Genomic DNA, 23,503 nt, shown 5'->3' with positions numbered 1-23,503 from the left:
TTTCCGCATAAGCATTATCATTGCTCACCCGCGGACGACTGAACGAAGGCTTAACACCCAGCGAAATCATTTGTTCGCGTAACAGTGAGCCCCTCATCACGAGGCCGTTGTCAGAGTGCAGCACCAAAGGACGACCCGCTGTTCGCTCACGCAAACACCCCTTCTCAAGCAGCACGCAGGCGTTCTCAGCACATTCGGATTCATGGACTTCGTTAACTACAAGCTTGCGGCTGTAGATGTCTTTGACCATGTACCAGTAGTAGAAACGCCCCTTGATCGTGGTCGGCAACCATGTGATGTCCCAGCACCACACCTGGTTCGGGCCATCCGCTCGATGCGTAGTCAAGATTCGGCGTTTCGGTGCTTTAGCCCGGCCTCGGCGCACATTTTGATTCGCCTCTTTGAGCACTCGATAGAAAGTCGACTCCGATGCTAGGTAAATGCCTTCATCCGCTAACTTTGGCACGATCTGATGCGGCGTCAGACTTGCATAACCTGGCTGATTTGCAGCGGCTAATACTGCCTGTCGCTCCGCCACACTTAGCTTGTTCGGTGGTGCCTTGCGTTGAACTGTCTGACGCCTATCACCGTTGCTATGGCGCCAGCGCTGGATCGTTCGAAGGCACAGCCCTAGCTCGCGGCACGCATGGGATCTTCTTGCCCCCGCTTCCACAGCTTCGGCTATTAAACCTAACGCCTGCATGCGATCTGAGGGACTGATCAGTCTTCCTTGTCCTTGCCCCAGATCGCATTGGCTTTTTTTCGCAGTTCCAGTAAAGCCTCCGCCTCTTTGCGACCAGCATCTGACTTCGACAACTGACGTTCTAGTTCCTTGATGCGTCGTTGTTCGGCAGTTTTCTTGGCGCAAGGTTGGGGCTCAGCTACCTCGTTGGCGTTCTGGCAAGCCAAACGCCACTGCTGGATCTGCTCAGGGAATATCCCTTTCATACGGCAATACTGTGAGAGCTCAATCTCACTCAAGGGAGCTGTCTCCATGACAGCATTGAATTTGTCGGCGCTGGACCATTGATCGCTGGTCTTGTTGTTACCAGGGACGATCAACCCTTTATCTCTAGCCATTTGTCTCCAGTTTCGCAGCGACTGCGGAGTAACGCCGATTGCAACGGCAAGCTCCGCCACAGAACGGTTCAGAGGCGGCATCATTTGCTGGACAGCCCAGTCTCTGAACTCATTGTCATAATGCTTTTTCATTACTGTGCACCTTCGCCCCCTTGAATAATTGAGTCAATCAGTAGAGGCGACAGGTAGGCTGACACGGGGGGAACGCGACAAAAAGTAACCAAAAAACGCTGCGCTCCGATCATCCAGCCCCTACGCTGCGCTCCGGGGTTCCCTCACTCCGGTCTCGCTCCCGGGAGGACCGCGCTGCAGGCCCCATCCTGGGGCCCAGCGCTTGACGGGCATCCATGCCCGTCACCTCCCTCCGCAAGGCCTGCGTTCGGCCTCCTGAAGTCGCGAAGATCAAAAGCAAGATCAAGATCAAGATCAAGATCAAGAGCCGGCGCCGATGGCGTGGCTCGGCATCGGATTATTTCATTTCGCATGCACCGTAATCGCCACCAACCGCACCACCACCGGCCTGACCATCAACACGCAAACGAACGCCACTGGCATCGCCAATTGATAGGCCTTTAGCACATTGCTCAGGTACTGCGCAGTAACCCCGGCATTCGCCGCGGTGATCACGAAGCACATTAGCAGCGCCATGATTGACGACATGAAAAAGGCAAAAACGTAGGGCGTAGCGCCCGGGTGCAATTTGCGTCGGCTGCGCGACTGGGACAGGTTGCTCATGTGGACTCCTGAAAGGTGAGTGGACGCGCAGGTTAACAATCCCCTCAGCCGCAGCTGTAGACCAGCCTCGCTGAGTTCTTTATAAAGAGATTCTTATGAATGCACGAGCTCTCGCATGGACCTGCTCAACGCCATCCGCAGCTTCATCAAGGTGGTCGAGGCCGGCAGCATCGCCGGGGGCGCCCGTACCCTGGGCCTTAGCCCGGCAGCGGTCAGCCAGAACCTGGCACGCCTGGAGGGCCATCTGCAGGTGCGCCTGCTCAGCCGTACCACCCGCAGCATGGCGCTGACGCCGGCGGGTACGCAGTATTATGAGCGTGTCAGGCATATCGAACGTGACCTGGCCCTGGCGGAGCAGGCCATCGCTACGCCAGACAGTGAACCCCAAGGGCGGCTTTGCATCGCCTCTACATCCGCGTTTGGCCGCCACGTGCTGGCGCCACTGATACCCGCCTTCAGTGCCCGCTATCCACTGCTTTCGATAGAGTTGCTAACGACTGATCGTCGGGTCAACCATGCACGTGAAGACGTCGACGTCAGCCTGCGCATTGCCCCGCAGCTGGAAGACCAGCTGATGGCCAGGCATATCGCTCGGATCCCGTTCATTTGCTGTGCCTCGCCCGGGTACTTGCAAAGCGCTGGGGTGCCGGGTTCGCCTGAGGCATTGCGCGACCACCGTTGCCTGGTGTTCCGTTACCCGGTGGATGGGCGGTTTCTGCGCTGGGGTTTCATGCGTGATGGGCTGCGTTTTGAAGCGGAGTTCGGCAGTGTACTGATCAGCGACGACATCGACGCCCTGACCCAGATGGCGCTGCACGATGGCGGTATCACCCGCCTCGCCGAGTTCATGGTGCGACCGCACCTGGCCAGCGGTGCGCTGGTGCCGTTGTTCGAGTACAGCGACAGTGGCCAGGCCTACGCCCAGACCGAACCAATGGACATCTACCTGTGCCTGGCCGACCGTTTCGCCATGACCGCGAAAGTGCGTGTGTTCATGGACTACCTGCGTGAATGCCTGGGGGACAGTTGGCAGGTGCAGGCATGAAAAAACCGCCACGAGGGCGGTTTTTAATGGGGTGCGTACGAATCAGAAGCGGTAGGTGAGGGATGCACCGATACCGTGAGCGCTGTTCTCGTACTTGGCCTGGTAGCTGCCTTTGGTCGCGCTTACCTGATTGACCTTGGTGTCTTCTTCCCACAGGTAGGAATAGGCCACGTCGATGGTCATATCGTCGGTTGGACTCCAGCCGGCACCCAGGCTGAACACCTTGCGGTCGCCCGTCGGGATACGTGGTGAACGGTCATGGTTGTTGGTCGGCGACTGGTCGACGGTGAAGCCGGTGCGCAGCACCCACTCCTTGTTGACCTTGTACGACGCACCAATGGCGTGGGCCCAGGTGTCATGCCAGTTCTGTTCTTCGGTGATGGTCTGGAACGCCGAACCTGCCAATGGCGCCGGGACATCGTTCTGCACGGTGATGTCTTTCAGGCGGCTCCAGCGGGTCCAGGTGCTGCCTGCATACAGGGTCCACTGGTCGTCGAGTTCGTGGGTAACCGAGAAGTCGACCGATTCCGGCGTCTTGATCTTCAGCGAGGCGTCGAACTTGTTGCCGTTGAACGGCCCGATCAGCGGGGTGCTGACGCGGGTCTTGCCCTCGAGCTTGTAGTCGACCATCGAGTGGTAGGTCAGACCGAGGCGGGTGCTGTCGGTAGCCTGTACCAGGATGCCGATGTTGTAACCAACGGCGGTATCGTCGCCCTTGATTTTCACTTCGCCATCGTTGCGGCCGGGGGTGAACGGGTTGATCAGGCTCGAACCCAGTTCACCCTTGATGCGGTTGATGGTAGGGCCGAAACCGATCGAGACCTTGTCATTGAAGGCGTAGCTGACGGTTGGCTGGAAGGTGACTACCTCGACGTGGCTCTTCTTGCCCCAGTAGCGTGCGGCATCATCGCTGCCGTAGTCGGTTACCAGGCCGAACGGTACATAGACACCGAAGCCGACGCTCCAGTGGTCGTCGATCGGCTTGACGTAGTAACCCATGGGGACGCCAACGAGAGGCACCATGTCACCATCGGTTTCCCCCCCGAGGTTGCTGCCCCGGCCCGAGATGTCGGACTTGGCGATGACGGCAGCGCCGCCCACGGTGAATTGTTCGCGTTTGAGGCGAGACATGCCGGCCGGGTTGCCAAACACGGTGCTGGCATCTTCGGCAGAAGAAGAACGTCCCGCGAAACCTGTCCCCATGCTGCTGATGCTCTGTTCGTTCAGGGCGAAGCCTGCAGCGAACACTTGGCTGGATGCCACGGCAACAGCGACGGCGAGGGAGGTTTTGAGCATTACTTTTTTCATTATTAGAAAACTCCTTGGGATCTCCGGGGCGAAAAGCTACCAACAAATCACGCACCGCGCCATAGCCTCAATCGCAGAAGATAGAGCCGTTTTGTAGGACAATCCGACCAAAATTCCCTTTTTTCCGGTAATGTTGTAGGACGATTCTTAAGATACCTGTGGCAATCTCTGATCTATGCAGGTCTGCCAGGCATGAGTGAAGTCGCGCAAGCGACCTTGGGGGTGGAAAATCTGGCGCCATATCCGCGCCAATGCCAACAGGTCGTCAGCGGCAGGCAGTGGCGTGGCCTGCTCTTCGATGAGCATCCAGGCAATGGCTGTGGAATAGCGCAGGTTTACGGTGAGTTCCAGGTGCGGGCCGCCGAGGAAGGCGTGCTGGCTGGCCAGGCCGCGCACAAGGCTGGCCAGGTCGGGGTCGCGGGCCAGGTAATCATCCCAGAGCGCCTGGTGACGGTGTTCGCCAATGCGGTAAAGGCCGTGCCCGCGTCGGTCATGCAAGGCGGACCCGAGCGCCGACTGGCTGGCGGCAATGCCCAATAGCAGGGCTTCCGCGCTGGCACAGTGACGGTTCAGGTAGACCAGGGTGGGTCGGATCACATACTGACACAATTCATTCGCCGCAATACCCATGATGCCCTCGAGCAATTAAGGGCCGGACGGGCGCTGGAGCTTGGCAGCTGGTGAATGATCAGGCCCGCCGGAAGCGGCAAGCACCGCTCGAGTTGAAGTGTAGTGTGATAATCGTGGTGTAAAGGGCTGTTTTTAAATCGATTGCTGCCTGACGTACCGGGCTATATGCCCGTAGGCAATTACGCCAAGAACGTTCAGGCAGGCTTGCGATGGGATGATTCAGCGCTTGAATGCCCCGGTATTCGCCACTCACGCGGTGAGCGATTGGCGAGTCCGGGCGATGACCGCCTGCAGCGGTTCATTGCGGCTGTACTGTTCATGGTACAGGCGCTCGGTGTGGCAGGCGACGCCGTGTTCGTCTACCAAGGTGAAGCTGAAGCTGCCCTTGCGTGGGGCAACGATAAGGCACTTCAACGGCGAGAAGGCCTGGGAGAGCGTGCCAATGGCAGCCTGAATCTGATGATGAGTTTGCATATTGTTGGAGGTTCCTGCTTTAAACACGGGAGATATGATCCGTGCATGATAGAAACGTTCCAGTGACGCCTTTATTAAGGGACGAACGAACCTGACTGGAACAAAGCAGCCAGAGAGAGCGCAATCAAAAGTGGGCGCTTGGGCTGACTGGTAGGTACTTCGGAAGGCAGGCAGCACGTCGGGGCCAAGGTTCTAGGCCGTCGGGTGGAATCCTGATCAATCTGTCACGTGATTCGTGCTTGAGCAGCCTGAGGCTGGCGAGTGAATCATCGAATGGGCAATCCTGCTTCAGCAGCGCACTCTTGGGAAAGTGGGTCTGCAAGGATGTTGTGGCCCGAATTGACTTTCAGCTTGGTACTAACGAGGCGCACCTTACCGGAAATACCGGCGCTTGGCAAGCACTACGTTTGTTCAGGTGAGCCGAGCAGTATGGCGCGTATTTGTACCGCTGTGAAGAGGGGGCAAATAGCCCGCACACAGGCGGATGTGCCCATTTCGTGCACTCATATGAGGGATCATGGTGCACTTGTTCACATTCGGGGCAAGGGTTGTAACAGGCCGGCAACAGGCTGCAACGGCCTCGCCAATGCCTTGACTAGGCGGTTAAGTCAATGAAAAAAAACACTATTTTCAGCTGGTGAAAAAATCGTCAGTTTGACACAAAGCCCCAATTCACGGGGCTTTGCGGGGTGTGCAAGGGGGTTGTCCACCGAGTTATCCACAGGAACTGTGGATTGTCCCGGGCGCTTGCTCTAGAACGGGCGTGCCAGCAGTGCAGTGAACTGTCCGACAATCGACATGCCCCGACAGACCGGTCGGTCATCCACTCGAAAACGTCAAGAAAAGATCATTGAAATATTTTTTCAATTCTCCATAAATCGACAGTTCACAGCGAAAAAAAAAGAGTAGAGTGGCGCGCCTTTCGAGTTGCCAAACCTGTTGCTCATGAAGTTTCGCGGTAAACACCTCGCCAGCGCTGCAGCATCGACGCCTCCTTCCGAGCGCTTTTCCTTGAAAGTGGCCTTGTGGCTGCTCGACAGCCCGCGCCTGGGCGACAAGCCCCAGGTCAAGCACCTGGCCGGGCGCCTGCTCAAGCAGCCGGCGCGTCAGGGCGTGGTGGTGGCACAGAGCCGCTTGGGGCAGATGCTGTGCCGCGATTGTGGCAACGCCCGTGACCGGCGTATTGGCCACGAACTGCTGCGCCAGGCAGCCCGCGCCGGTGACCGGCGAGCACAGCTGGAGTATGCGCGGCTATGCCAGCAAAACGATCCGGACCAGGCGAAGTAATGCTCCGACAAGCCCCAGGCTGATAAGCTGCACTCAATTTGCATCAGCGTGATCGGGGTAAGCATGACAGTGGATCTGGCCAGCATTCTGCTGGGCTTGGTGGCAGGTGCTTTACCCTGTCTTTTTTGGGTCATGCAGGTGCAGCGCCGGCAGGGCGCACGGCAAGGCGAGCAGGCCTTGCTCGAAGAGCGCCTCAACGCAGCCCTGCTGGCCCAGGCCGGCCTGCAGGCGCAGCTTGAGGCCAGCCGCGACGAAGTCAGCGACCTCAGCGAAGCCAACACCGTCAAGCAGGCCCAACTGGCCGCCCAGGGCCGTGAACTTGAACTGCTGCAGATCGACCGCGACAACGCCCGTGACGCTGCCCACGCCTGGAGCCTGGAGCGCGCCAACCGTGAAGCCGAGCTGCGTCGTCTGGAGTCTCAGGGTGCGCGCCTGGAGGCTGAACTGCGCGAACAGCAAGAAAGCCATCAGCAGCGCCTGGAAGACCTGCAGGAAGCCCGCGACACCCTGCGCGCCCAGTTCGCCGACATGGCCACCAAGATCTTCGACGAGCGCGAGCAACGCTTCGCCCAGACCAGCCAGCAGCACTTGGGCCAGTTGCTCGACCCGCTCAAGGAGCGTATCCAGTCCTTCGAAAAACGCGTCGAAGAAAGCTATCAGCAGGAAGCCCGCGAACGCTTTTCCCTGGGCAAAGAGCTTGAGCGCCTGCAACAGCTCAACCTGCGCCTGTCCGACGAAGCCACCAACCTGACCCAGGCCCTCAAAGGCCAGAAAACCCAGGGCAACTGGGGCGAACTGATCCTCGAGCGGGTGTTGGAACATGCTGGCCTGGAAAAAGGCCGCGAATACCAGACCCAGGTCAGCCTCAAGAGCGCTGACGGCGAGCGTTTCCAGCCCGATGTGCTGATCATGCTGCCCGGCGACAAACAGGTGGTGGTGGACGCCAAGGTCAGCCTTACGGCGTACCAGCAGTTTGTCGCCAACAACGACGAGGCCGCGCTCAAACAGCACGTGCAGTCACTGCGCAGCCACGTCAAAGGCTTGTCGAGCAAGGACTACAACCGCCTCGAAGGCCTGCACAGCCTGGATTTCGTGCTGCTGTTCGTGCCCATCGAAGCGGCCTTTTCGGCAGCCCTGCAGGCTGAGCCGAATCTGTTCCAGGAAGCCTTCGACCGGCATATCGTGATCGTCAGCCCTACCACCCTGCTGGCTACTTTGCGGGTGATCGACAGCCTGTGGAAACAGGAGCGCCAGGGCCAGAACGCCCGGGAAATTGCCGAGCGCGCCGGCTGGCTTTACGACAAGTTCGTGTTGTTCATCCAGGACCTGGATGAGCTGGGCAGCCGCCTGCAACAGGTGGACAAGGCTTATGCCGCTGCCCGTAACAAGCTGTGCGAAGGGCGCGGCAACCTGGTCAGCCGCAGCGAACAGCTGAAGCTGCTGGGCGCCCGCGCCAGCAAGAGCCTGCCGGCAGACTTGCTGGAACGGGCGCTGTCCGATGAGGTGCCGGACACCACAGTTACTGAACCTGGCTCAGATGGCGATTGAGCATGGCGCGCAAGGCTGCCGGCTTGACCGGTTTGGCCAGGTAATCCAGGCCTGCCGCATGCACCATGGCGATGGTTTCCTTGCTGCCGTCGGCGCTGATCACCACCCCTGGCACCGGTTCGCCCAGGCGCGCGCGTAGCCAGCCCATCAGCCCGGTGCCGGTCTCGCCGTCATCCAGGTGGTAGTCGACCAGTGCCAGATGCGGGCGCATGCCCTTGGCCAGCAGGGCTTCGCATTCCGCCTGGTTGCGCGCGGTCCATACCTGGCAGCCCCAGCGGCTGAGCAGGCTGTTCATGCCAATCAGGATGCTGTCTTCGTTGTCCACGCACAGCACTTGCAGCCCGGCCAGCGGCTGGCCGCCCTGTTGTTCAGCGGGGGCGCTTGGCGCCGGGGCGGCCTGGCGGGCAATCGGCACGCTGACGCGGAACACCGTGCCCTTGCCCGGCCACGACCGCACTTCCAGCGGGTGCCCCAGCACCCGGCACAGGCCGTCGGCAATTGCCAGGCCCAGGCCCAGGCCTTTCTCGGCGCGTGTCTGGTGACTGTCCAGGCGCTTGAACTCCTGGAAGATCACTTGCAGCTTGTCGTCGGCGATGCCCGGGCCACGGTCCCACACCTCCAGCCACAGGCGCTCGCCCTGGCGGCGCGCGCCCAGCAGGATCGGGCTCTTGCCGTAGCGCAGGGCATTGGTGAGGAAGTTCTGCAGTACCCGGCGCAACAGCTTCATGTCGCTGTCCACCCGCAGGCGGCTGCCACGCAGGCGGAACTCCAGGTTTTTCTCGGCCGCCAGCACCTTGAACTCGGCACCCAGCGTGTCGAACAGTTCGTTGAGGGCGAAGGGCTTGGCGTCTGGGGTGATCTTGCCGTTTTCCAGGCGCGAGATGTCCAGCAGGTCGCTGATCAGTTCTTCGGCCGAGCGCAGCGAGCTGTCCATGTGCTGCACCAACTGCTGGGCCTCTTCGTTCATGCCCTCCGCCTGCTGCGACAGGGCGGCGGAGAACAGCCGGGCGGCGTTCAGGGGTTGCATCAGGTCGTGGCTGACCGCAGCCAGGAAGCGGGTCTTGGACTTGCTCACCGCCTCGGCCTGGCTCTTGGCTTCGGACAACGCCTGGTTCAGTTGCGACAGTTCGTGGGTGCGCTCGGCCACCCGTTGTTCCAGGCCTTCGTTGGCATCGCGCAGGGCCTGCTCGGCCTCGCGGAACGGGGTGATGTCGGTGAAGCTCATGACGAAGCCGCCACCCGGCATCGGGTTGCCGATCAGCTCGATCACCCGGCCATTGGGGAACAGCCGTTCGGAAGAATGCGCGCGGCCTTGGCGCATCCAGTGCAGGCGCCGCGCCACATGCACCTGCGCTTCGCCCGGGCCGCACAGGCCGCGCTCGGCGTTGTAGCGGATGATGTCGGCAATCGGCCGGCCCACGCTGATCAGCCCGTCGGGGTAGTTGAACAGCTCCAGGTAGCGACGGTTCCAGGCCACCAGGTGCAGGTTCTGGTCGACCACGCTGATGCCCTGGTTGATGTTCTCGATGGCGCCTTGCAGCAGCGCGCGGTTGAACTGCAGCACCTCGCTGGCTTCGTCGGCAATGCGTACCACGTCTTCCAGCTGCATGTCGCGGCCTTCAATGGCGGCCTTGACCACGGCGCGGGTCGACGAGGTCCCGAGCACCCCGGCCAGCAGGCGTTCGGTGTGTTCGATCCAGTCGCCGTCGGCATTCTGGTTGGGGTTGAAGCCCTTGCCCTGGCGGTAGGCAAAGCGGATGAAGCTCTGCCGGGCGCGTTCCTCACCGACAAAACGCGAGGCCAGGGTCAGCAGGTCGTCGATCTGCACCGCCAGCAGTGGCTTGCTGCTGGGGCGGGCGCTGGTCTGCTGGCCGATGAAGCGGCCGGCCTGCCAGTGTTCGGAAACCCGTGTGCGCGACAGTACCGAAACCCAGGCGAACAGGGTGAAGTTGCCTGCCAGCGACAGCACCACCCCTTGGGTCAGCGGGCTGATCGGCAGGCCCAGCGGGTTGCCATGCAGCCATGCCAGCCCTGGGAACAGCTGCAGTGACCAGCCCAGGCTGTGCGCGGCAATCGGCAGGACCAAGGTGTAGAACCACAGGAAGATGCCTGCCGCCAGGCCGGCGAACACGCCGCGACGGTTGGCCTGCTTCCAGTACAGCGCGCCGAGCATGGCCGGGGTGAGCTGGGTGACGGCGGCGAAGGCGATCTGGCCGATGGTCGCCAGGCTGGCGGTGGAGCCCAGCAGGCGGTAGCTGACGTAGGCCAGCAGCAGGATCACCACGATGGTTACCCGGCGTACCGAGAGCATCCAGTGGCGGAACGCCTCGAACGGCCGCTCGGCGTTGTTGCGCCGCAGCAGCCAGGGCAGCAGCATGTCGTTGGACACCATGGTCGACAGCGCCACCGCTTCGACGATGACCATGCCGGTGGCTGCCGAAGCGCCGCCAATGAATGCCAGCAGGGCCAGGCTTGGGTGCGCCTCGGCCAGTGGCAGGCTGATGACGAACGAGTCGGAGATCACCGTGCCCGGCAGCAGCATCTGCCCGGCCAGGGCAATCGGCACCACGAACAGCGCGGCCAGCACCAGGTACATCGGGAACACCCAGCGCGCCAGGCGCATGTCCTGGGGCTCGATGTTCTCCACCACGGTGACGTGAAACTGCCGCGGCAGGCAAATGATCGCCATCATCGCCACAGCGGTTTGCACCACCATTGACGGCCAGTTGATGGTCTCTTGCCAATAGTCCTGCAAGTGGATCGACTGGCGAGCCTGGCTGAACAGGTCGTCAAAGCCGTCATACAGGTTGAATACGACGAAAATGCCCACGGCCAGGAAGGCCAGCAACTTGATCAGCGATTCGAAGGCAATCGCCAATACCATTCCCCGGTGGTGTTCGGTCACGTCCAGGCTGCGGGTGCCGAACACGATGGCGAATAGTGCCAGCACCAGTGACACCACCAGCGCGGTATCCTGCACGCGGGTGCCGGTGGCGTCGGCGTTGGCCCCGATCAGCAGGTTGACGCCCAGCACGATGCCTTTGAGCTGCAGGGCGATGTACGGCAGCACACCGACCAGGCAAATCAGTGCCACCACCACCGCCAGGGTTTGCGACTTGCCGTAGCGTGCGGCGATGAAGTCGGCGATTGAAGTGATGTTCTGCTGTTTGCTGATCAGCACCATCTTCTGCAGCACCCAGGGCGCGAAGACCATCAGCAGCACCGGGCCCAGGTAGATCGGCAGGAATGCCCAGAGCTGTTCGGCGGCCTGGCCGACGGCGCCGAAGAAGGTCCAGCTGGTGCAGTAAACGGCCAGCGACAGGCTGTACACCCAGGCGCGCAGTTTCGGCGGCAACGGCGTGCTGCGGCGGTCACCATAGAAGGCGATGGCGAACATGACGGCCATATAGGCCAGGGCGACCACGGCGATCAGCCCGCTGGACAACGACATGAAGACTCCGAAGCAAAAAATATAACGCGGTCCCGATCAACCAGTCTGGCACGCAGGCGCCGCTTCGTCAGCGCAGACGATGGTTGTAGGCGAGAGCTTGCTCGCGATTGATCTGAAACAAAACATCAATTTTTTTGAGTGCCCAACCCGTAAAACACCCCCGCCAGCAACACCGACAACACCAGCAGGTAGAAGATTGCCCCCGGCCACAGGTGCACCAGGGCAAACCCTACCATCACCGGCCCCAGCGCAGCCCCCAGGTTGGACAGGTTCTGCGCGCCGTAATACACCCCGCGCAAGTGCTCCGGGGCGATCAGGTCGATGAACATGTATTCGGCAGGGATCACGATGATCTCGCCCAGGGTGAACACCAGCATCGCCAGGCACCAGGCCAGCACCGAGCCTGCCAACGAAAAGCCCAGCAGCCCTGCGATGAACAGGGCCATGCCGGCCAGCAACCAGGGCATCAGGTGCTGACGACTGATGCGTCGGCCAATCAGGTACTGCAGGGCAATCACCGTCACCGCGTTGGTGGTGACCAGGTAGCCGACCAGCCGCGCCGCTTCCGTCGGGCTGCTGGTTACCACCAGGTACTGCGACAGGTAGGCGGTGAACTGGCCGAACACCACCGCGCTCAGCACCCCGCCCAGGGTGAAATACACCAGCCGGCGGTCACGCGCCAGCCCCAGCGCCACCTGGCCGAAGCCGGCCGCAGGCTTGTCCGGTGCGCTCGCCTGCAGGTCACGGTCGCCAAGGCGCCAGTAGGCCAGGCACATGCCCAGGCCAAGCAGGGCCGAGGCGATGAACGGCATGTGGTCGTCCAGTTCCAGCATGGCGACCCCCAGCAGCGGGCCGGCGGCGTAGCCGACGTTGCTGAGGGTGTACTTGATGGCGAACACCTCGGCCCGCTCTTCCACTGGCAGCAAGGCACAGAAGCCTGCCTTGGCGGCGATGTCGACCACTGCAAGCGCCAGGTTGATCAGCACCAGGCACAAAAAGAACAACAGCGCCGATTCACTGACGACCGCGGCGACGAAGGCCAGGGCGAACAGCAGGGTGCTGGCGCTGACCAGCGTGTGGTTGCGCAAGGTGTCGACCAGGTGGCCGCCATACAGGCTCAGCAGCGAAGCGATGATCAGCGCGCCACCTATCAGCAGGCCGATCTGGCTGATCGGCAGCTGGAAGTTGTCGGCCAGGTACACCACCAGGTAGGGCAGGGTAAGGGCGCGGGCGACCGTGAGGGTGAAGGTGGTCAGCAGTAGCAGGCGTACGGTGTGCGGGTAGCGTTTCAGGGCGGCGAGCATTACCACGTCCTTGTTGTTCTGGTTTGCCGAGCACAAGCATAAGCCACATACGGCACCTGCAGGAGCGCCCCGGCTGCTTCTGCAAAAAGCGTGTAGGCTTGCCAGCCAAGGCATTTCCCATGCAGATTTGTGGCCTGACGTGCCCGGCGCGCCTCCAATTGAAAAGCCCTCAGGACCAAGGACGATGAGTCACTCCTCGCAATTCACCTTGCTCGGCAAGCGGCGCTTCCTGCCGTTTTTCATCACCCAGTCGCTGGGTGCCTTCAACGACAACCTGTTCAAGCAATCGCTGATCCTGGCGATCCTGTTCAAGCTCAGCCTGGGCGACGGTGACCGTTCAATCTGGGTCAACCTGTGCGCCTTGCTGTTCATCCTGCCGTTCTTTCTGTTTTCGGCGCTGGGCGGGCAGTTTGGCGAGAAGTTCGCCAAGGACGCGCTGATCCGTGCGATCAAGCTGGCCGAGATCGTCATCATGGCAATCGGTGCGCTTGGCTTCATCACCAACCACCTGGCGCTGATGCTGGTGGCGCTGTTCGGCATGGGGACCCACTCGGCGCTGTTCGGCCCGGTGAAGTACTCAATCCTGCCGCAGGCCCTGCGCGAGGAAGAGCTGGTCGGCGGTAACGGGCTGGTAGAAACCGGCACATTCCTCGCCATTCTCGCTGGCACCATCGGCGCCGGGGTCATGATGTCGGCCGACAGCTATGCCACGGTGGTGGCTGGTGGGGTGGTCGGCACTGCGGTGCTTGGCTACCTGGCCAGCCGCTGGATCCCGCGGGCCGCGGCCGCCTCGCCGAGCATGCCGCTGGACTGGAACATCTTCAGGCAGTCGTGGGCGATCCTGCGCATGGGCCTGGGGCAGCCGCCCGCCGTATCGCGCTCGATCGTGGGTAACTCGTGGTTCTGGTTTGTCGGTGCCATCTACCTCACACAGATCCCGGCCTACGCCAAGGACTGGCTGCACGGCGATGGCACAGTGGTCACCCTGGTGCTGACGCTGTTCTCGGTGGGCATCGCCCTGGGGTCGTTGCTGTGCGAGAGGCTTAGCGGGCGCAAGGTAGAGATCGGCCTGGTGCCGTTCGGCTCGTTCGGCCTGACCCTGTTCGGCCTGCTGTGGTGGTGGCACTCCGGCGATGTGCCGGCTGCAGCTGCGCCGCACGACTGGCTGGCGCTGCTGGGTATAGGCCAGGCCTGGTGGATCCTGCTGTCGATCGTGGGCCTTGGCGTGTTCGGTGGCTTCTACATTGTGCCGCTGTATGCGCTGATTCAGGCACGCACGGCCGAAGACCAGCGCGCCCGGGTGATTGCGGCCAACAACATCCTCAATGCCTTGTTCATGGTGGTGTCGGCGGTGCTTACCATCATCCTGATGGGGCTTGCCGAGCTGAGTATCCCGCAGCTGTTTCTGGTGGTGTCGCTGCTAAATATCGCGGTCAACGCCTACATCTTCAGGATCGTGCCCGAATTCACCATGCGCTTCCTGATCTGGCTGCTCAGCCATTCGATGTACCGTGTGCAGCACCGCGACCTTGAGCGCATCCCTGACGAAGGCGCGGCGCTGCTGGTGTGCAACCACGTGTCGTTCGTTGATGCATTGCTGCTGGGAGGAGCAATCCGCCGGCCGATCCGCTTTGTGATGTATTACAAGATCTACAACCTGCCAGTGCTCAACTTCGTGTTCCGCACTGCAGGCGCCGTCCCGATTGCCGGGCGCAACGAAGACCCCGCCACGTACGAACGTGCGTTCGCGCGCATTGCCAGGTACCTGGCCGATGGAGAGCTGGTGTGCATCTTCCCGGAGGGCAAGTTGACTGGCGATGGTGAGATCGATGTGTTCAAGGGCGGCGTCAACCGCATCCTCGAAGAAACACCGGTGCCGGTGATCCCGCTGGCTTTGCAAGGGCTGTGGGGCAGCTTCTTCAGCCGCGACCCGGCCAAGGGCTTCTTCAAGCGCCTGTGGTCGCGGGTAACCATCGTGGCGGGCGCCGCCATCCCGGTGGAGGCAGCGCAGCCTGAGCTGTTGCGCGAGCAGGTCAGCCGCCTGCGCGGTGACCTGCGATAGGGGAGGGGGTTAGCTGGCGCTGACTTTCAGGCCGACCAGGCCGCAGATGATCAGCGCCACACTGACCAGCCGCACCAGGGCCATGGACTCGCCGAACAGGATGATCCCGGCGATGACTGTGCCGACTGCGCCAACACCCGTCCAGATGGCATAGGCGGTGCCCAGCGGCAGTTCTTTCATGGCCAGGCCCAGCAGGCCCAGGCTGATGACCATGGCGCCGACCGTGAGTACGGTGGGAATCGGTTTGCTGAAGCCGTCGGTGTATTTCAGGCCTACGGCCCAGCCGACCTCGAACAGGCCAGCGAAGAACAGGATGATCCAGGACATGAGTGTGTCTCCATCGTTTGAATGATGGGGCCGTCCCCGGAATGGTCACGCGGTGCGTCGTGAGGTCGTCCTCACAGTGGGCAATATAGTGCACACCCGAAGGTTTCAGGGCAAGCCAGTACTGGCCCTTTCGCGGGCAAGCCCGCGAAGAGGCCCGTACAGGCACCCTCAATGCCTGGCAGGCTCCACTTCTTCAGCTTCCACCGCAGGCTCATCCATCCGCCGGAACCAGGTCGACAGCAGCGCCCCGGAAATATTGTGCCAAACACTGAACAACGCACTGGGCACTGCCGCCAATGGCGAAAAGTGCGCCGCCGCCAGCGCCGCCCCCAGCCCGGAGTTCTGCATCCCCACCTCCAGCGCCAGCGACTTGCGTTGGGCCAGCGGCAACTTGCACAGCTTGCCGGTCAGGTACCCCAGCAAATAGCCAAAGCTGTTGTGCAGCATCACCACCGCCATGATCAACAGCCCCGATTCGGCGATCTTCGCCTGGCTGGCCGCCACCACCGCGCACACGATCATCACGATGCTCACCACCGACACCAGCGGCAGTACCTGCACCGCCGCCTGCACCCGTGCACCGAGCAGGCGCTGGGCCAGCACGCCGAGCACGATCGGCAGCATCACCAGCTGCAGGATCGACCAGAACATGTCCATGAAGGACACCGGCAACCAGGCCGACGCCAGGAACCAGATCAGCGCCGGGGTCAGCAGTGGTGCCAGCAGCGTGGTTACTGCAGCAATCGCCACGGCCAGCGCCAGGTCACCACGCGACAGCCAGACCATCACGTTCGAGGCGGTGCCGCTCGGGCAGCAGCCGACCAGGATCACGCCCACGGCAATTTCCGGCGGCAGGTGGAACAGCTGGCACAGCAGCCAGGCCATGCCCGGCATGATCACGAAGTGCGCGACCACCCCCAGCATCACCCGCCAGGGCTGGCGGGCGAGGGCGGCGAAGTCGTCGAGCTTGAGGGTAAGGCCCATGCCGAACATCACCAGCCCAAGCAGCGGCACGATGGCGACCTTCAAGGCGATGAACCATTGCGGTTGCAAAAAGGCCAGCACGGCAAACACCAGCACCCACAGGGCGAAGGTATTGCCGACGAAGCGGCTTAAGGCGGCGAGGGCACGCATGGGGCAATTCCTTTTCTACTTATAGCTTTGTGAATTTCCAGGGCCCTATCGCCGGCAAGCCAGCTCCCACAGGTACGCCACAGGTTCGGAAAACCGTGGTGTATCTGTGGGAGCTGGCTTGCCGGCGATAGGGCCGGTGCAGGCAAAATGGCCTTCAGGCCTGCACTGGCATCTCAAGACACATCAGACCCCTTGTGGAATCTCCTCCCCACCCAGCGCCTCGAACAGCACCGGCAGGAACTCGGTAAAGGTCATCATCATCAGCAGGAAGCTGGCATCGAACTGCTGCGCAGCCTCATCGCCACCGTCCTGCTCGGCCTGCTCCTGCAGCAGCTCTTCGAACTTCAGGCGCTTGATCACCATCTTGTCGTCCAGAATGAACGACAGCTTGTCCTGCCAGGCCAGGGCCAGCTGGGTTACCACCTTGCCAGTGCTCAGGTGCAGCTGGATTTCCTCGCCGGTCAGGTCCTGGCGCTTGCAGCGCACGATACCGCCGTCTTCGGCGGTGTCACGCAGTTCGCACTCGTCCAGTACATAGAAGCCTTCGGCGGTTTGCTGCGACTTGACCCAGTCGGTCATGGTGGCGGTTGGCGCAATCTTCACCGTGGCCGGGCGCACCGGCAGCGAGCCCATCACTTCACGCAGGGTCGACAGCAGGTCTTCGGCGCGCTTGGCGCTGGCCGAGTTGACCAGGATCACACCCAGGCGCGGGGCGATGGCGGCGAAGATCATCGAGCGGCGGATGAACGCACGCGGCAGGAAAGCCTGGATGATCTCGTCCTTGATCTGGTCGCGTTCTTTTTTATAGACCTTGCGCATCTGCTCGGTCTCGATCTCTTCGACCTTTTCCTTGACCGCGTCGTTGACCACGCTGCTCGGCAGGATGCGTTCTTCCTTGCGTGCGGCAATCAGCAGGAACTCGCCGCTGACATGCACCAGGGGAGCGTCTTCGCCTTTGCCGAACGGCGCGACGAAACCGTAGGTGGTCAGCTCCTGGCTGGCGCAGGGGCGGGCCGGCTTGCTGGCCAGTGCGGCTTCCAGCGCTTCAGGCTCGAACGGGACTTCCTGGGTCAGGCGGTAGGTCAGCAGGTTCTTGAACCACATGAGGGGTAACTCTCCTTAATGCATAAGGCGGGCATTATTCTCCGAGCGGAGCTCTGAGGCCAACCCTGTCAGAGGGCCAGCAGTGGCTTATGCGTGAAAGAAACACCCGGCAACGCTAGGCCTTTGAAAGGAATGAAGTTTTTTTTGAAAAAAGTTTAAAAATTGCTTGCCAGGGTGCGGGGTCGTCCGTAGAATGCGCGCCACACCGAGACGAAGGGTGATTAGCTCAGCCGGGAGAGCATCTGCCTTACAAGCAGAGGGTCGGCGGTTCGATCCCGTCATCACCCACCACTCGATGTATAGCGCAGCGGTAGTTCAGTCGGTTAGAATACCGGCCTGTCACGCCGGGGGTCGCGGGTTCGAGTCCCGTCCGCTGCGCCATATTCCACTTCCAGGCCAACTGAACACCTGGAAGTAACAAAGAAAGCGACCTTAGGGTCGCTTTTTTGTGCCTGAATTTTGGTGTTTAAACGAAGTTTGAAAAAACTTCGATAAGTGCTTGCCAGAGTGCAAAGTCGCCCGTAGAATGCGCGCCACACCGAGAGACATGGGTGATTAGCTCAGCCGGGAGAGCATCTGCCTTACAAGCAGAGGGTCGGCGGTTCGATCCCGTCATCACCCACCACTCGATGTATAGCGCAGCGGTAGTTCAGTCGGTTAGAATACCGGCCTGTCACGCCGGGGGTCGCGGGTTCGAGTCCCGTCCGCTGCGCCATATTCCGCTTCCAGGCCCACTGAACACCTGGAAGTAACAAAGAAAGCGACCTTAGGGTCGCTTTTTTTGTGTCTGCAATTTTTGTATCAGCGCTCTTCTTCTCGCAACGTCAGCACCTCGAACCCGTCCTCGGTCACCGCCACAGTATGCTCCCACTGCGCCGACAGGCTGTGGTCGCGGGTAATCACTGTCCAGCCATCCTTCAATGTGCGCGTACCGCGCCCACCCTGGTTGATCATCGGCTCGATGGTGAACACCATCCCCGGCTTCAGCTTCATGCCCATGCCGCGCTGGCCAATGTGCAGTACTTCAGGCCCTTCATGCATCTGCTGGCCGATACCATGGCCGCAATACTCGCGTACTACGCTGTAGCCCGCCGCCTCGGCATGGGCCTGGACGGCGTGGCCGATATCGCCCAGCGTGGCCCCGGGGCGCACCTGCTCGATGCCCTTCCACAGCGCGTCGTAGGTGGTGTCGACGAGGCGTCGGGCTTCATCGCTGATGTGCCCGATGCTGTACATCTTCGACGAGTCGGCAATGTAGCCGCCTTGTTCCAGGGTGATGTCGACGTTGATGATCGAGCCTTCCTTCAATACTTCATCGGCATTGGGCATGCCATGGCACACCACATGGTCCACCGAGGTATTGAGCGAATAAGGAAAGCCGTACTGGCCTTTGCTCGCCGGCCGGGCCTTGAGCGTGTCGACGATGAATGCTTCGGCACGGTCGTTGATCTGCATCGTGGTCACGCCGGGGCGGATGAAACCGTCGAGGTCGGCGAAAACCTGGGCCAGTAGTTGGCCTGCGCGGCGCATCAGGTCGAGTTGGGCGGGGGTCTTGAGAATCACCTGGGACATAGGGGGAGGGCAGTTGCTCATGCTGTAATTTGCCCCAGCATAGCGCCAGGGGGCGTGAGGTTGCCACCGCATGGTGCGTGAACTGGGCAGGCCTCTTCGCGGGCACGCCCGCTCCCACAGGCACATCACCACCCTCAGGCCCTGTGGAATCCCTGTGGGAGCGGGTTTACCCGCGAAGAGGCCGGTACAGCTGGCCCACTAATTGCTGATCCACCTCAATCCCGGGCTATCAACGTCGACAGCCCACAAAACTTCACGACAAAGGCGCCGTGTTGCCCCCGCTTGCTCAGCAAGCCAGGGCAGCCGGCGCCTTTTTGCGTTTCCCACAGGAGCCCGCCCATGGCCAACAGCGAAGTACGCAGCGTCTGCCCCTACTGCGGCGTTGGCTGCGGCATCGTCATAAGCGTTGCCGATGGCAAGGTCGTCAAGGTCAGCGGCGACAAGCAGCACCCCAGCAACTTCGGCCGGCTGTGCACCAAAGGCCTCACTGCGCACGTGCCGCTGACCGCCGCCGGCCGCCTGGAAGACGCCTATGTGCGCCAGCAGCGCAACCAGCAACCGGCGCGCACCGGCATGGACCAGGCCATCGCCGACACCGGCAAGCGCTTGCGCGGCATCATCGACCAGCACGGCCCCGACGCCGTGGCGCTGTACGTGTCGGGGCAGATGTCGCTGGAGGCTCAGTACCTGGCCAACAAGCTGGCCAAAGGCTTTATCCGCACCCGCCACATCGAGTCCAACTCGCGCCTGTGCATGGCCAGCGCCGGCAGCGGCTACAAGCTGTCGCTCGGCGCTGACGGCCCGCCTGGCAGCTACCAGGATTTCGAGCACGCCGACGTGTTCCTGGTGATCGGCGCCAACATGGCCGACTGCCACCCCATCCTGTTCCTGCGCCTGCTCGATCGGGTCAAGGCCGGCGCGAAGCTGATCGTCGTCGACCCACGGCGCAGCGCCACCGCCGACAAGGCCGACCTGTTCCTGCAAGTACGCCCCGGCAGTGACATGGCCTTGCTCAACGGCTTGTTGTATCTGCTACACCGCAATGGCCACACCAACCCCGACTTCATCGCCCGCCACACCGAAGGCTGGAACGAACTGCCAGCCTTCCTCGATGACTACACCCCCGAGCGCGTAGCCGCCATCACCGGGCTGGCCGAGGCCGACATCATCAAGGCCGCCGAATGGATCGGCAGCGCCAACGACTGGATGAGCTGCTGGACGATGGGCCTGAACCAGAGCATTCACGGTACCTGGCACAGCAACGCCATCTGCAACCTGCACCTGGCCACGGGCGCCATCTGCCGCCCTGGTAGCGGGCCTTTTTCGCTGACCGGCCAGCCCAATGCCATGGGCGGCCGTGAGATGGGCTACATGGGCCCCGGCCTGCCAGGCCAGCGCTCGGCGTTGGTGGAAGGCGATCGCGCATTTGTCGAGCAGCAGTGGCAACTGCCACCCGGCAGCCTGCGCAGTGAAGGCGGCGAGGGTACGGTGGCACTGTTCGAGCAGATGAACGCGGGTGAAGTAAAAGCGTGCTGGATCATCTGCAGCAACCCGGTAGCCAGCGTTGCCAACCGCCAGCAGGTGATCGATGGCCTGTGCCAGGCCGAATTGGTGATTACCCAGGATGCCTTCCTCGACACCGAAACCAACCGCTACGCCGACATCCTGCTGCCGGCCGCGCTGTGGGCCGAAGGCGAGGGCGTGATGATCAACAGCGAACGCAACCTCACCCTGATGCCGCGCGCCGTAGAGCCGCCAGGGCAGAGCCTGCCCGACTGGCTGATCATCGCCCGGGTGGCCTGCGCCATGGGCTACGCCGAAGCCTTCGACTACCCCGATGCCGAAGCGGTGTATGAAGAAATCCGCCGCTTCCATAACCCCGCCACCGGCTACGACCTGCGCGGCATCGGTTACGCCGAGCTGCGTCAGCAACCACGCCAGTGGCCTTGTGCGCCAGGCCATGGCAGCGATCGCAGCCCATTACGCTACATGAACGACGGCAGCAGCCAGGCGCTGCTGCACGATGCCCAGGGCGATTGCCCGGCGCTGGCGTTCCCCACCTCCAGCGGCAAGGCCCGCTTCTTCGCCCGGGCCTGGTTGCCGGCACCGGAGTTGCCGGATGACGACTACCCCATGGTGCTGAACACCGGCCGCGTGCAGCATCAGTGGCACACCCTGACCAAGTCCGGCAAGGTGCCGGCGCTGAACAAGCTGGAGCCTGGCCCCTTCGTCGAGGTTCACCCAGACGACGCCGTACGGCTTGGCATCGCTGAAAAGGATCAGGTGGCCGTCCGCTCACGGCGCGGTCAAGCCGTACTGCCGGCGCGAATCAGCGACCGGGTCATGCCAGGCAACTGCTTTGCGCCGTTCCACTGGAACGACCTGGTCGGCGAGCAACTGGCAATCAATGCCGTCACCTGCGATGCCGTCGACCCGCTGTCGCTGCAACCCGCTTTCAAGCACTGCGCCGTGGCCCTGCAACGGGTCGCAGGCGAGCGTATCGACGCCCTTGACCTGAACGCTGCCATTTCGGAGCCAGCCCGCATGCCCACTGCCACCCTGTCCCGTCTGCTTGGCCTGGACACCTTGCCAGCCCCGGTGCTGGCAGAAGAAGAGCGCCATTACCTGCAAGGTTTCGTGCTGGGCCTGAACCAGGCCCGCGCCGAGGGCGTGCCCAGCCTGCCGGCCAGTGCGCCACTGGCGGCCAACCACCGGCTGTTTATCGACGGCTTGCTGGCCGGGCTGTTCGCCCAGCCTGCGGCACTGCCCGTTGCGGCGTTGGTGGCGCCACGGCATCAGGTGCTGTGGGCCTCGCAGACCGGCAACGGCGAGCAGCTGGCCGAGCGCTGTGCCGAACGCCTGCGCGGTGCCGGCCTGGATGTGCAGCTCAGTTGCATGCAGGCGGTCAGCCCGAGCCAGCTGCAGGGCGCCGCCAGCGTGGTATTGATCGCCAGCACCTTTGGCGATGGCGATGCGCCCGACAGCGCAGCGGCGTTCTGGCACGCCTTGCAGGGCGAGGAGGGCGCCTGCTGCGCCGAACTGCCCTATGCAGTGCTGGCCTTGGGCGACTCCAGTTACGACCAGTTCTGCGGCTTTGGCCGCAAGCTCGACCAGCGTCTGACCGAACTGGGTGGCCGGCGCCTGTTGCAACGGGTGGACTGCGAGCCAGACTTTGACGAAGCGTTCGCAGGCTGGCTTGACGCGTTGCTGCCCTTGCTGGGCAGGGCCGCTGCGCCACCACCGGCGAGTGAACCTGCACCTATGGCGGGCTGGAGCAAACAACAACCCTGGCCCGCCACCTTGCTGGAAAACCACCTGCTCAACGGCCCCGGTGCCAGCAAGGAAACACGGCAACTGGTGTTCGACCTGAGCGGTAGCGGCTTCAGCTATGCCGCCGGTGATGCCTTGGGCGTGTGGCCGCGCAATTGCCCAGCGCTGGTCGACGAACTGCTGGCGCTGATGCAGCTTGATGGCCAGGCCATGGTCGAGCTGAAGGGCCAACCTGCCATGCCACTGGCCGAAGCCCTGCACGCGCACCTGGAAATCGCCAAGGTCACCACGCAGCAACTGCAAGCCTTCGCGGGCAGCGCCCCGGACCTGCAACGTCTGCTGCAGCCCGAGTGCAAGGCCGAGCTGCAGGACTGGCTGTGGGGCCGGCAACTGGTCGATGTGCTGCGGGCCTTTCCCCAGCAGCTACCGCTGGCCAGCTGGCTTGAACTGCTCAAGCCCTTGCAGCCGCGTCTGTACTCGATCAGCTCCAGCCCGTTAGCGCATCCCGGCCAGGTACACCTGACCGTCTCCACCGTGCGTTATGGCGAGCGCAAGGGCGTGTGCTCGGCCTTCCTCGCCGACCGCGCCCAAGCGTTGAAGGTGGCAATTTTCCCGCAGGCGTCGAGGCACTTCCGGTTGCCCGCGGACGACAGCGTGCCGGTGATCATGGTCGGCCCCGGTACCGGCATTGCGCCGTTCCGGGCGTTCCTCGAAGAGCGGGAGGCGCGGGGGGCGAAAGGGGGCAACTGGCTGTTCTTTGGCGAACAGTGCGCCGCTACCGACTTCTATTACCGGGAGCAGCTACAGGCTTGGCAGGCAAGCGGCCACTTGCGTCTGAATACGGCGTTTTCCCGCGACCAGGCCGAGAAGATCTATGTGCAGCAGCGCATGCTGGAGCAGGGCGCGCAGCTGTGGCAGTGGCTGGAAGCGGGGGCGTATTTCTATGTGTGTGGGGATGCGCAGCGCATGGCCAAGGATGTGGATGCGGCGTTGCGGGCGATTGTGGCTGAGCATGGCGGGATGGATGTGGCGCAGGCGGCTGCCTATGTGGAAGGTTTGAGCAAGGGCAAACGTTATCTGCGGGATGTGTACTGAGTGCACCGGGATGGGCTGATGTGCACCCCGGTTGTGCATTTTGATCGCCTGTAGGGCCCCTTCGCAGCACAAGGCTG

The 23,503-nt window shown here is 62.3% G+C and carries 16 protein-coding genes, 4 tRNA genes and 1 pseudogene; 9 read left to right on the top strand and 12 right to left on the bottom strand.

Going from position 1 to position 23,503, the window contains the following annotated elements; genetic code table 11:
- The 3 genes from SB756_RS19800 to SB756_RS19790 all read right to left on the bottom strand — a co-directional run.
- On the bottom strand, positions 1 to 703 hold a 703-nt coding region (locus SB756_RS19800), incomplete at its 3' end, for a transposase (protein ID WP_410911517.1).
- 17 nt (positions 704 to 720) lie between these two features.
- The gene (locus SB756_RS19795; protein ID WP_410911515.1) at positions 721 to 1,212 is read right to left on the bottom strand and encodes a transposase; all 492 of its coding nucleotides are present in this window, start codon (positions 1,210 to 1,212) and stop codon (positions 721 to 723) included.
- A gap of 342 nt (positions 1,213 to 1,554) precedes the next feature.
- Positions 1,555 to 1,815 carry a DUF2798 domain-containing protein gene (locus SB756_RS19790; RefSeq protein ID WP_016485290.1) on the bottom strand — a complete coding sequence of 87 codons (261 nt, stop codon included), beginning with the start codon at positions 1,813 to 1,815 and terminating at the stop codon, positions 1,555 to 1,557.
- Positions 1,816 to 1,930: 115 nt separating this feature from the next.
- Here SB756_RS19790 and SB756_RS19785 point away from each other — a divergent pair, with 115 nt between their 5' ends.
- Positions 1,931 to 2,860: a LysR family transcriptional regulator gene (locus SB756_RS19785; RefSeq protein WP_410911513.1), complete on the top strand. Its 930-nt coding sequence runs from the start codon at positions 1,931 to 1,933 to the stop codon at positions 2,858 to 2,860.
- Positions 2,861 to 2,902: 42 nt separating this feature from the next.
- Here SB756_RS19785 and SB756_RS19780 read toward each other — a convergent pair whose 3' ends face one another.
- From SB756_RS19780 to SB756_RS19770, 3 genes are all read right to left on the bottom strand, one after another.
- Positions 2,903 to 4,168 carry an OmpP1/FadL family transporter gene (locus SB756_RS19780; RefSeq protein WP_016501085.1) on the bottom strand — a complete coding sequence of 422 codons (1,266 nt, stop codon included), beginning with the start codon at positions 4,166 to 4,168 and terminating at the stop codon, positions 2,903 to 2,905.
- A 147-nt stretch (positions 4,169 to 4,315) separates the two neighbouring features.
- Positions 4,316 to 4,798, bottom strand: a complete 483-nt coding sequence (locus SB756_RS19775) for a hypothetical protein (RefSeq protein ID WP_341797814.1) — start codon at positions 4,796 to 4,798, stop codon at positions 4,316 to 4,318.
- A gap of 249 nt (positions 4,799 to 5,047) precedes the next feature.
- Entirely contained in the window at positions 5,048 to 5,272 is a 225-nt protein-coding gene (locus tag SB756_RS19770) for a hypothetical protein (protein ID WP_016501083.1), read from the bottom strand.
- A 945-nt stretch (positions 5,273 to 6,217) separates the two neighbouring features.
- Between SB756_RS19770 and SB756_RS19765 the strand changes: the two are divergent.
- Both SB756_RS19765 and rmuC read left to right on the top strand, forming a co-directional pair.
- Positions 6,218 to 6,556: pseudogene (locus tag SB756_RS19765) on the top strand (sel1 repeat family protein); the annotation flags it as partial.
- A 180-nt stretch (positions 6,557 to 6,736) separates the two neighbouring features.
- Entirely contained in the window at positions 6,737 to 8,107 is a 1,371-nt protein-coding gene (gene rmuC / locus SB756_RS19760) for a DNA recombination protein RmuC (RefSeq protein ID WP_410911525.1), read from the top strand.
- Here the strand turns inward: rmuC and SB756_RS19755 are convergent.
- Both SB756_RS19755 and SB756_RS19750 read right to left on the bottom strand, forming a co-directional pair.
- Positions 8,079 to 11,558, bottom strand: a complete 3,480-nt coding sequence (locus tag SB756_RS19755; protein ID WP_341797815.1) for a NahK/ErcS family hybrid sensor histidine kinase/response regulator — start codon at positions 11,556 to 11,558, stop codon at positions 8,079 to 8,081. The genes rmuC and SB756_RS19755 overlap by 29 nt on opposite strands.
- A 125-nt stretch (positions 11,559 to 11,683) precedes the next feature.
- Positions 11,684 to 12,862, bottom strand: a complete 1,179-nt coding sequence (locus tag SB756_RS19750) for an MFS transporter (protein ID WP_341797816.1) — start codon at positions 12,860 to 12,862, stop codon at positions 11,684 to 11,686.
- 184 nt (positions 12,863 to 13,046) lie between these two features.
- Between SB756_RS19750 and SB756_RS19745 the strand changes: the two genes are divergently transcribed.
- Complete coding sequence (locus SB756_RS19745) at positions 13,047 to 14,924, top strand: 1-acyl-sn-glycerol-3-phosphate acyltransferase (protein ID WP_410911510.1); 1,878 nt, start codon at positions 13,047 to 13,049, stop codon at positions 14,922 to 14,924.
- Positions 14,925 to 14,933: 9 nt separating this feature from the next.
- Here the strand turns inward: SB756_RS19745 and sugE are convergent, their stop codons facing one another.
- From sugE to rdgC, 3 genes are all read right to left on the bottom strand, one after another.
- The gene (gene sugE / locus SB756_RS19740) at positions 14,934 to 15,251 is read right to left on the bottom strand and encodes a quaternary ammonium compound efflux SMR transporter SugE (RefSeq protein ID WP_016501077.1); all 318 of its coding nucleotides are present in this window, start codon (positions 15,249 to 15,251) and stop codon (positions 14,934 to 14,936) included.
- 168 nt (positions 15,252 to 15,419) lie between these two features.
- The gene (locus SB756_RS19735; protein ID WP_043202841.1) at positions 15,420 to 16,385 is read right to left on the bottom strand and encodes a bile acid:sodium symporter family protein; all 966 of its coding nucleotides are present in this window, start codon (positions 16,383 to 16,385) and stop codon (positions 15,420 to 15,422) included.
- A gap of 183 nt (positions 16,386 to 16,568) precedes the next feature.
- Positions 16,569 to 17,489 carry a recombination-associated protein RdgC gene (rdgC, locus tag SB756_RS19730; RefSeq protein ID WP_016501075.1) on the bottom strand — a complete coding sequence of 307 codons (921 nt, stop codon included), beginning with the start codon at positions 17,487 to 17,489 and terminating at the stop codon, positions 16,569 to 16,571.
- Positions 17,490 to 17,704: 215 nt separating this feature from the next.
- On the opposite strand from rdgC, the gene SB756_RS19725 reads away from it, so the two are divergent.
- The 4 genes from SB756_RS19725 (at position 17,705) to SB756_RS19710 (ending at position 18,204) form a co-directional block, all read left to right on the top strand.
- Positions 17,705 to 17,780, top strand: a tRNA-Val gene (locus SB756_RS19725).
- 13 nt (positions 17,781 to 17,793) lie between these two features.
- A tRNA-Asp gene (locus SB756_RS19720) sits at positions 17,794 to 17,870 on the top strand.
- Positions 17,871 to 18,038: 168 nt separating this feature from the next.
- Positions 18,039 to 18,114 (top strand) — tRNA-Val (locus SB756_RS19715).
- Positions 18,115 to 18,127: 13 nt separating this feature from the next.
- Positions 18,128 to 18,204: transfer RNA gene (locus SB756_RS19710), tRNA-Asp, on the top strand.
- Between the two features lie 86 nt (positions 18,205 to 18,290).
- Here SB756_RS19710 and map read toward each other — a convergent pair.
- Complete coding sequence (map, locus tag SB756_RS19705) at positions 18,291 to 19,082, bottom strand: type I methionyl aminopeptidase (RefSeq protein WP_196304835.1); 792 nt, start codon at positions 19,080 to 19,082, stop codon at positions 18,291 to 18,293.
- Between the two features lie 318 nt (positions 19,083 to 19,400).
- On the opposite strand from map, the gene SB756_RS19700 reads away from it, so the two are divergent.
- Positions 19,401 to 23,426 carry a molybdopterin-dependent oxidoreductase gene (locus tag SB756_RS19700; protein ID WP_410911508.1) on the top strand — a complete coding sequence of 1,342 codons (4,026 nt, stop codon included), beginning with the start codon at positions 19,401 to 19,403 and terminating at the stop codon, positions 23,424 to 23,426.
- Positions 23,427 to 23,503: the final 77 nt, after the last annotated feature.

This window comes from Pseudomonas sp. SIMBA_068 (assembly GCF_046534705.1).
GTDB lineage: Bacteria > Pseudomonadota > Gammaproteobacteria > Pseudomonadales > Pseudomonadaceae > Aquipseudomonas > Aquipseudomonas putida.
The sequence above is the reverse complement of the archived record's forward strand: the minus strand, read 5'-3'. Positions and strand labels throughout refer to the sequence as shown.

Excerpts from the sequence above, each read along its gene's own strand:
- SB756_RS19795 (WP_410911515.1), bottom strand. The coding sequence starts at position 1,212 with ATGAAAAAGCATTATGACAATGAGTTCAGAGACTGGGCTGTCCAGCAA.
- SB756_RS19790 (WP_016485290.1), bottom strand. The coding sequence starts at position 1,815 with ATGAGCAACCTGTCCCAGTCGCGCAGCCGACGCAAATTGCACCCGGGC.
- SB756_RS19785 (WP_410911513.1), top strand. The coding sequence starts at position 1,931 with ATGGACCTGCTCAACGCCATCCGCAGCTTCATCAAGGTGGTCGAGGCC.
- SB756_RS19780 (WP_016501085.1), bottom strand. The coding sequence starts at position 4,168 with ATGAAAAAAGTAATGCTCAAAACCTCCCTCGCCGTCGCTGTTGCCGTG.
- SB756_RS19775 (WP_341797814.1), bottom strand. The coding sequence starts at position 4,798 with ATGGGTATTGCGGCGAATGAATTGTGTCAGTATGTGATCCGACCCACC.
- SB756_RS19770 (WP_016501083.1), bottom strand. The coding sequence starts at position 5,272 with ATGCAAACTCATCATCAGATTCAGGCTGCCATTGGCACGCTCTCCCAG.
- SB756_RS19755 (WP_341797815.1), bottom strand. The coding sequence starts at position 11,558 with ATGTCGTTGTCCAGCGGGCTGATCGCCGTGGTCGCCCTGGCCTATATG.
- SB756_RS19750 (WP_341797816.1), bottom strand. The coding sequence starts at position 12,862 with ATGCTCGCCGCCCTGAAACGCTACCCGCACACCGTACGCCTGCTACTG.
- SB756_RS19745 (WP_410911510.1), top strand. The coding sequence starts at position 13,047 with ATGAGTCACTCCTCGCAATTCACCTTGCTCGGCAAGCGGCGCTTCCTG.
- sugE (WP_016501077.1), bottom strand. The coding sequence starts at position 15,251 with ATGTCCTGGATCATCCTGTTCTTCGCTGGCCTGTTCGAGGTCGGCTGG.
- SB756_RS19735 (WP_043202841.1), bottom strand. The coding sequence starts at position 16,385 with ATGCGTGCCCTCGCCGCCTTAAGCCGCTTCGTCGGCAATACCTTCGCC.
- rdgC (WP_016501075.1), bottom strand. The coding sequence starts at position 17,489 with ATGTGGTTCAAGAACCTGCTGACCTACCGCCTGACCCAGGAAGTCCCG.
- map (WP_196304835.1), bottom strand. The coding sequence starts at position 19,082 with ATGAGCAACTGCCCTCCCCCTATGTCCCAGGTGATTCTCAAGACCCCC.
- SB756_RS19700 (WP_410911508.1), top strand. The coding sequence starts at position 19,401 with ATGGCCAACAGCGAAGTACGCAGCGTCTGCCCCTACTGCGGCGTTGGC.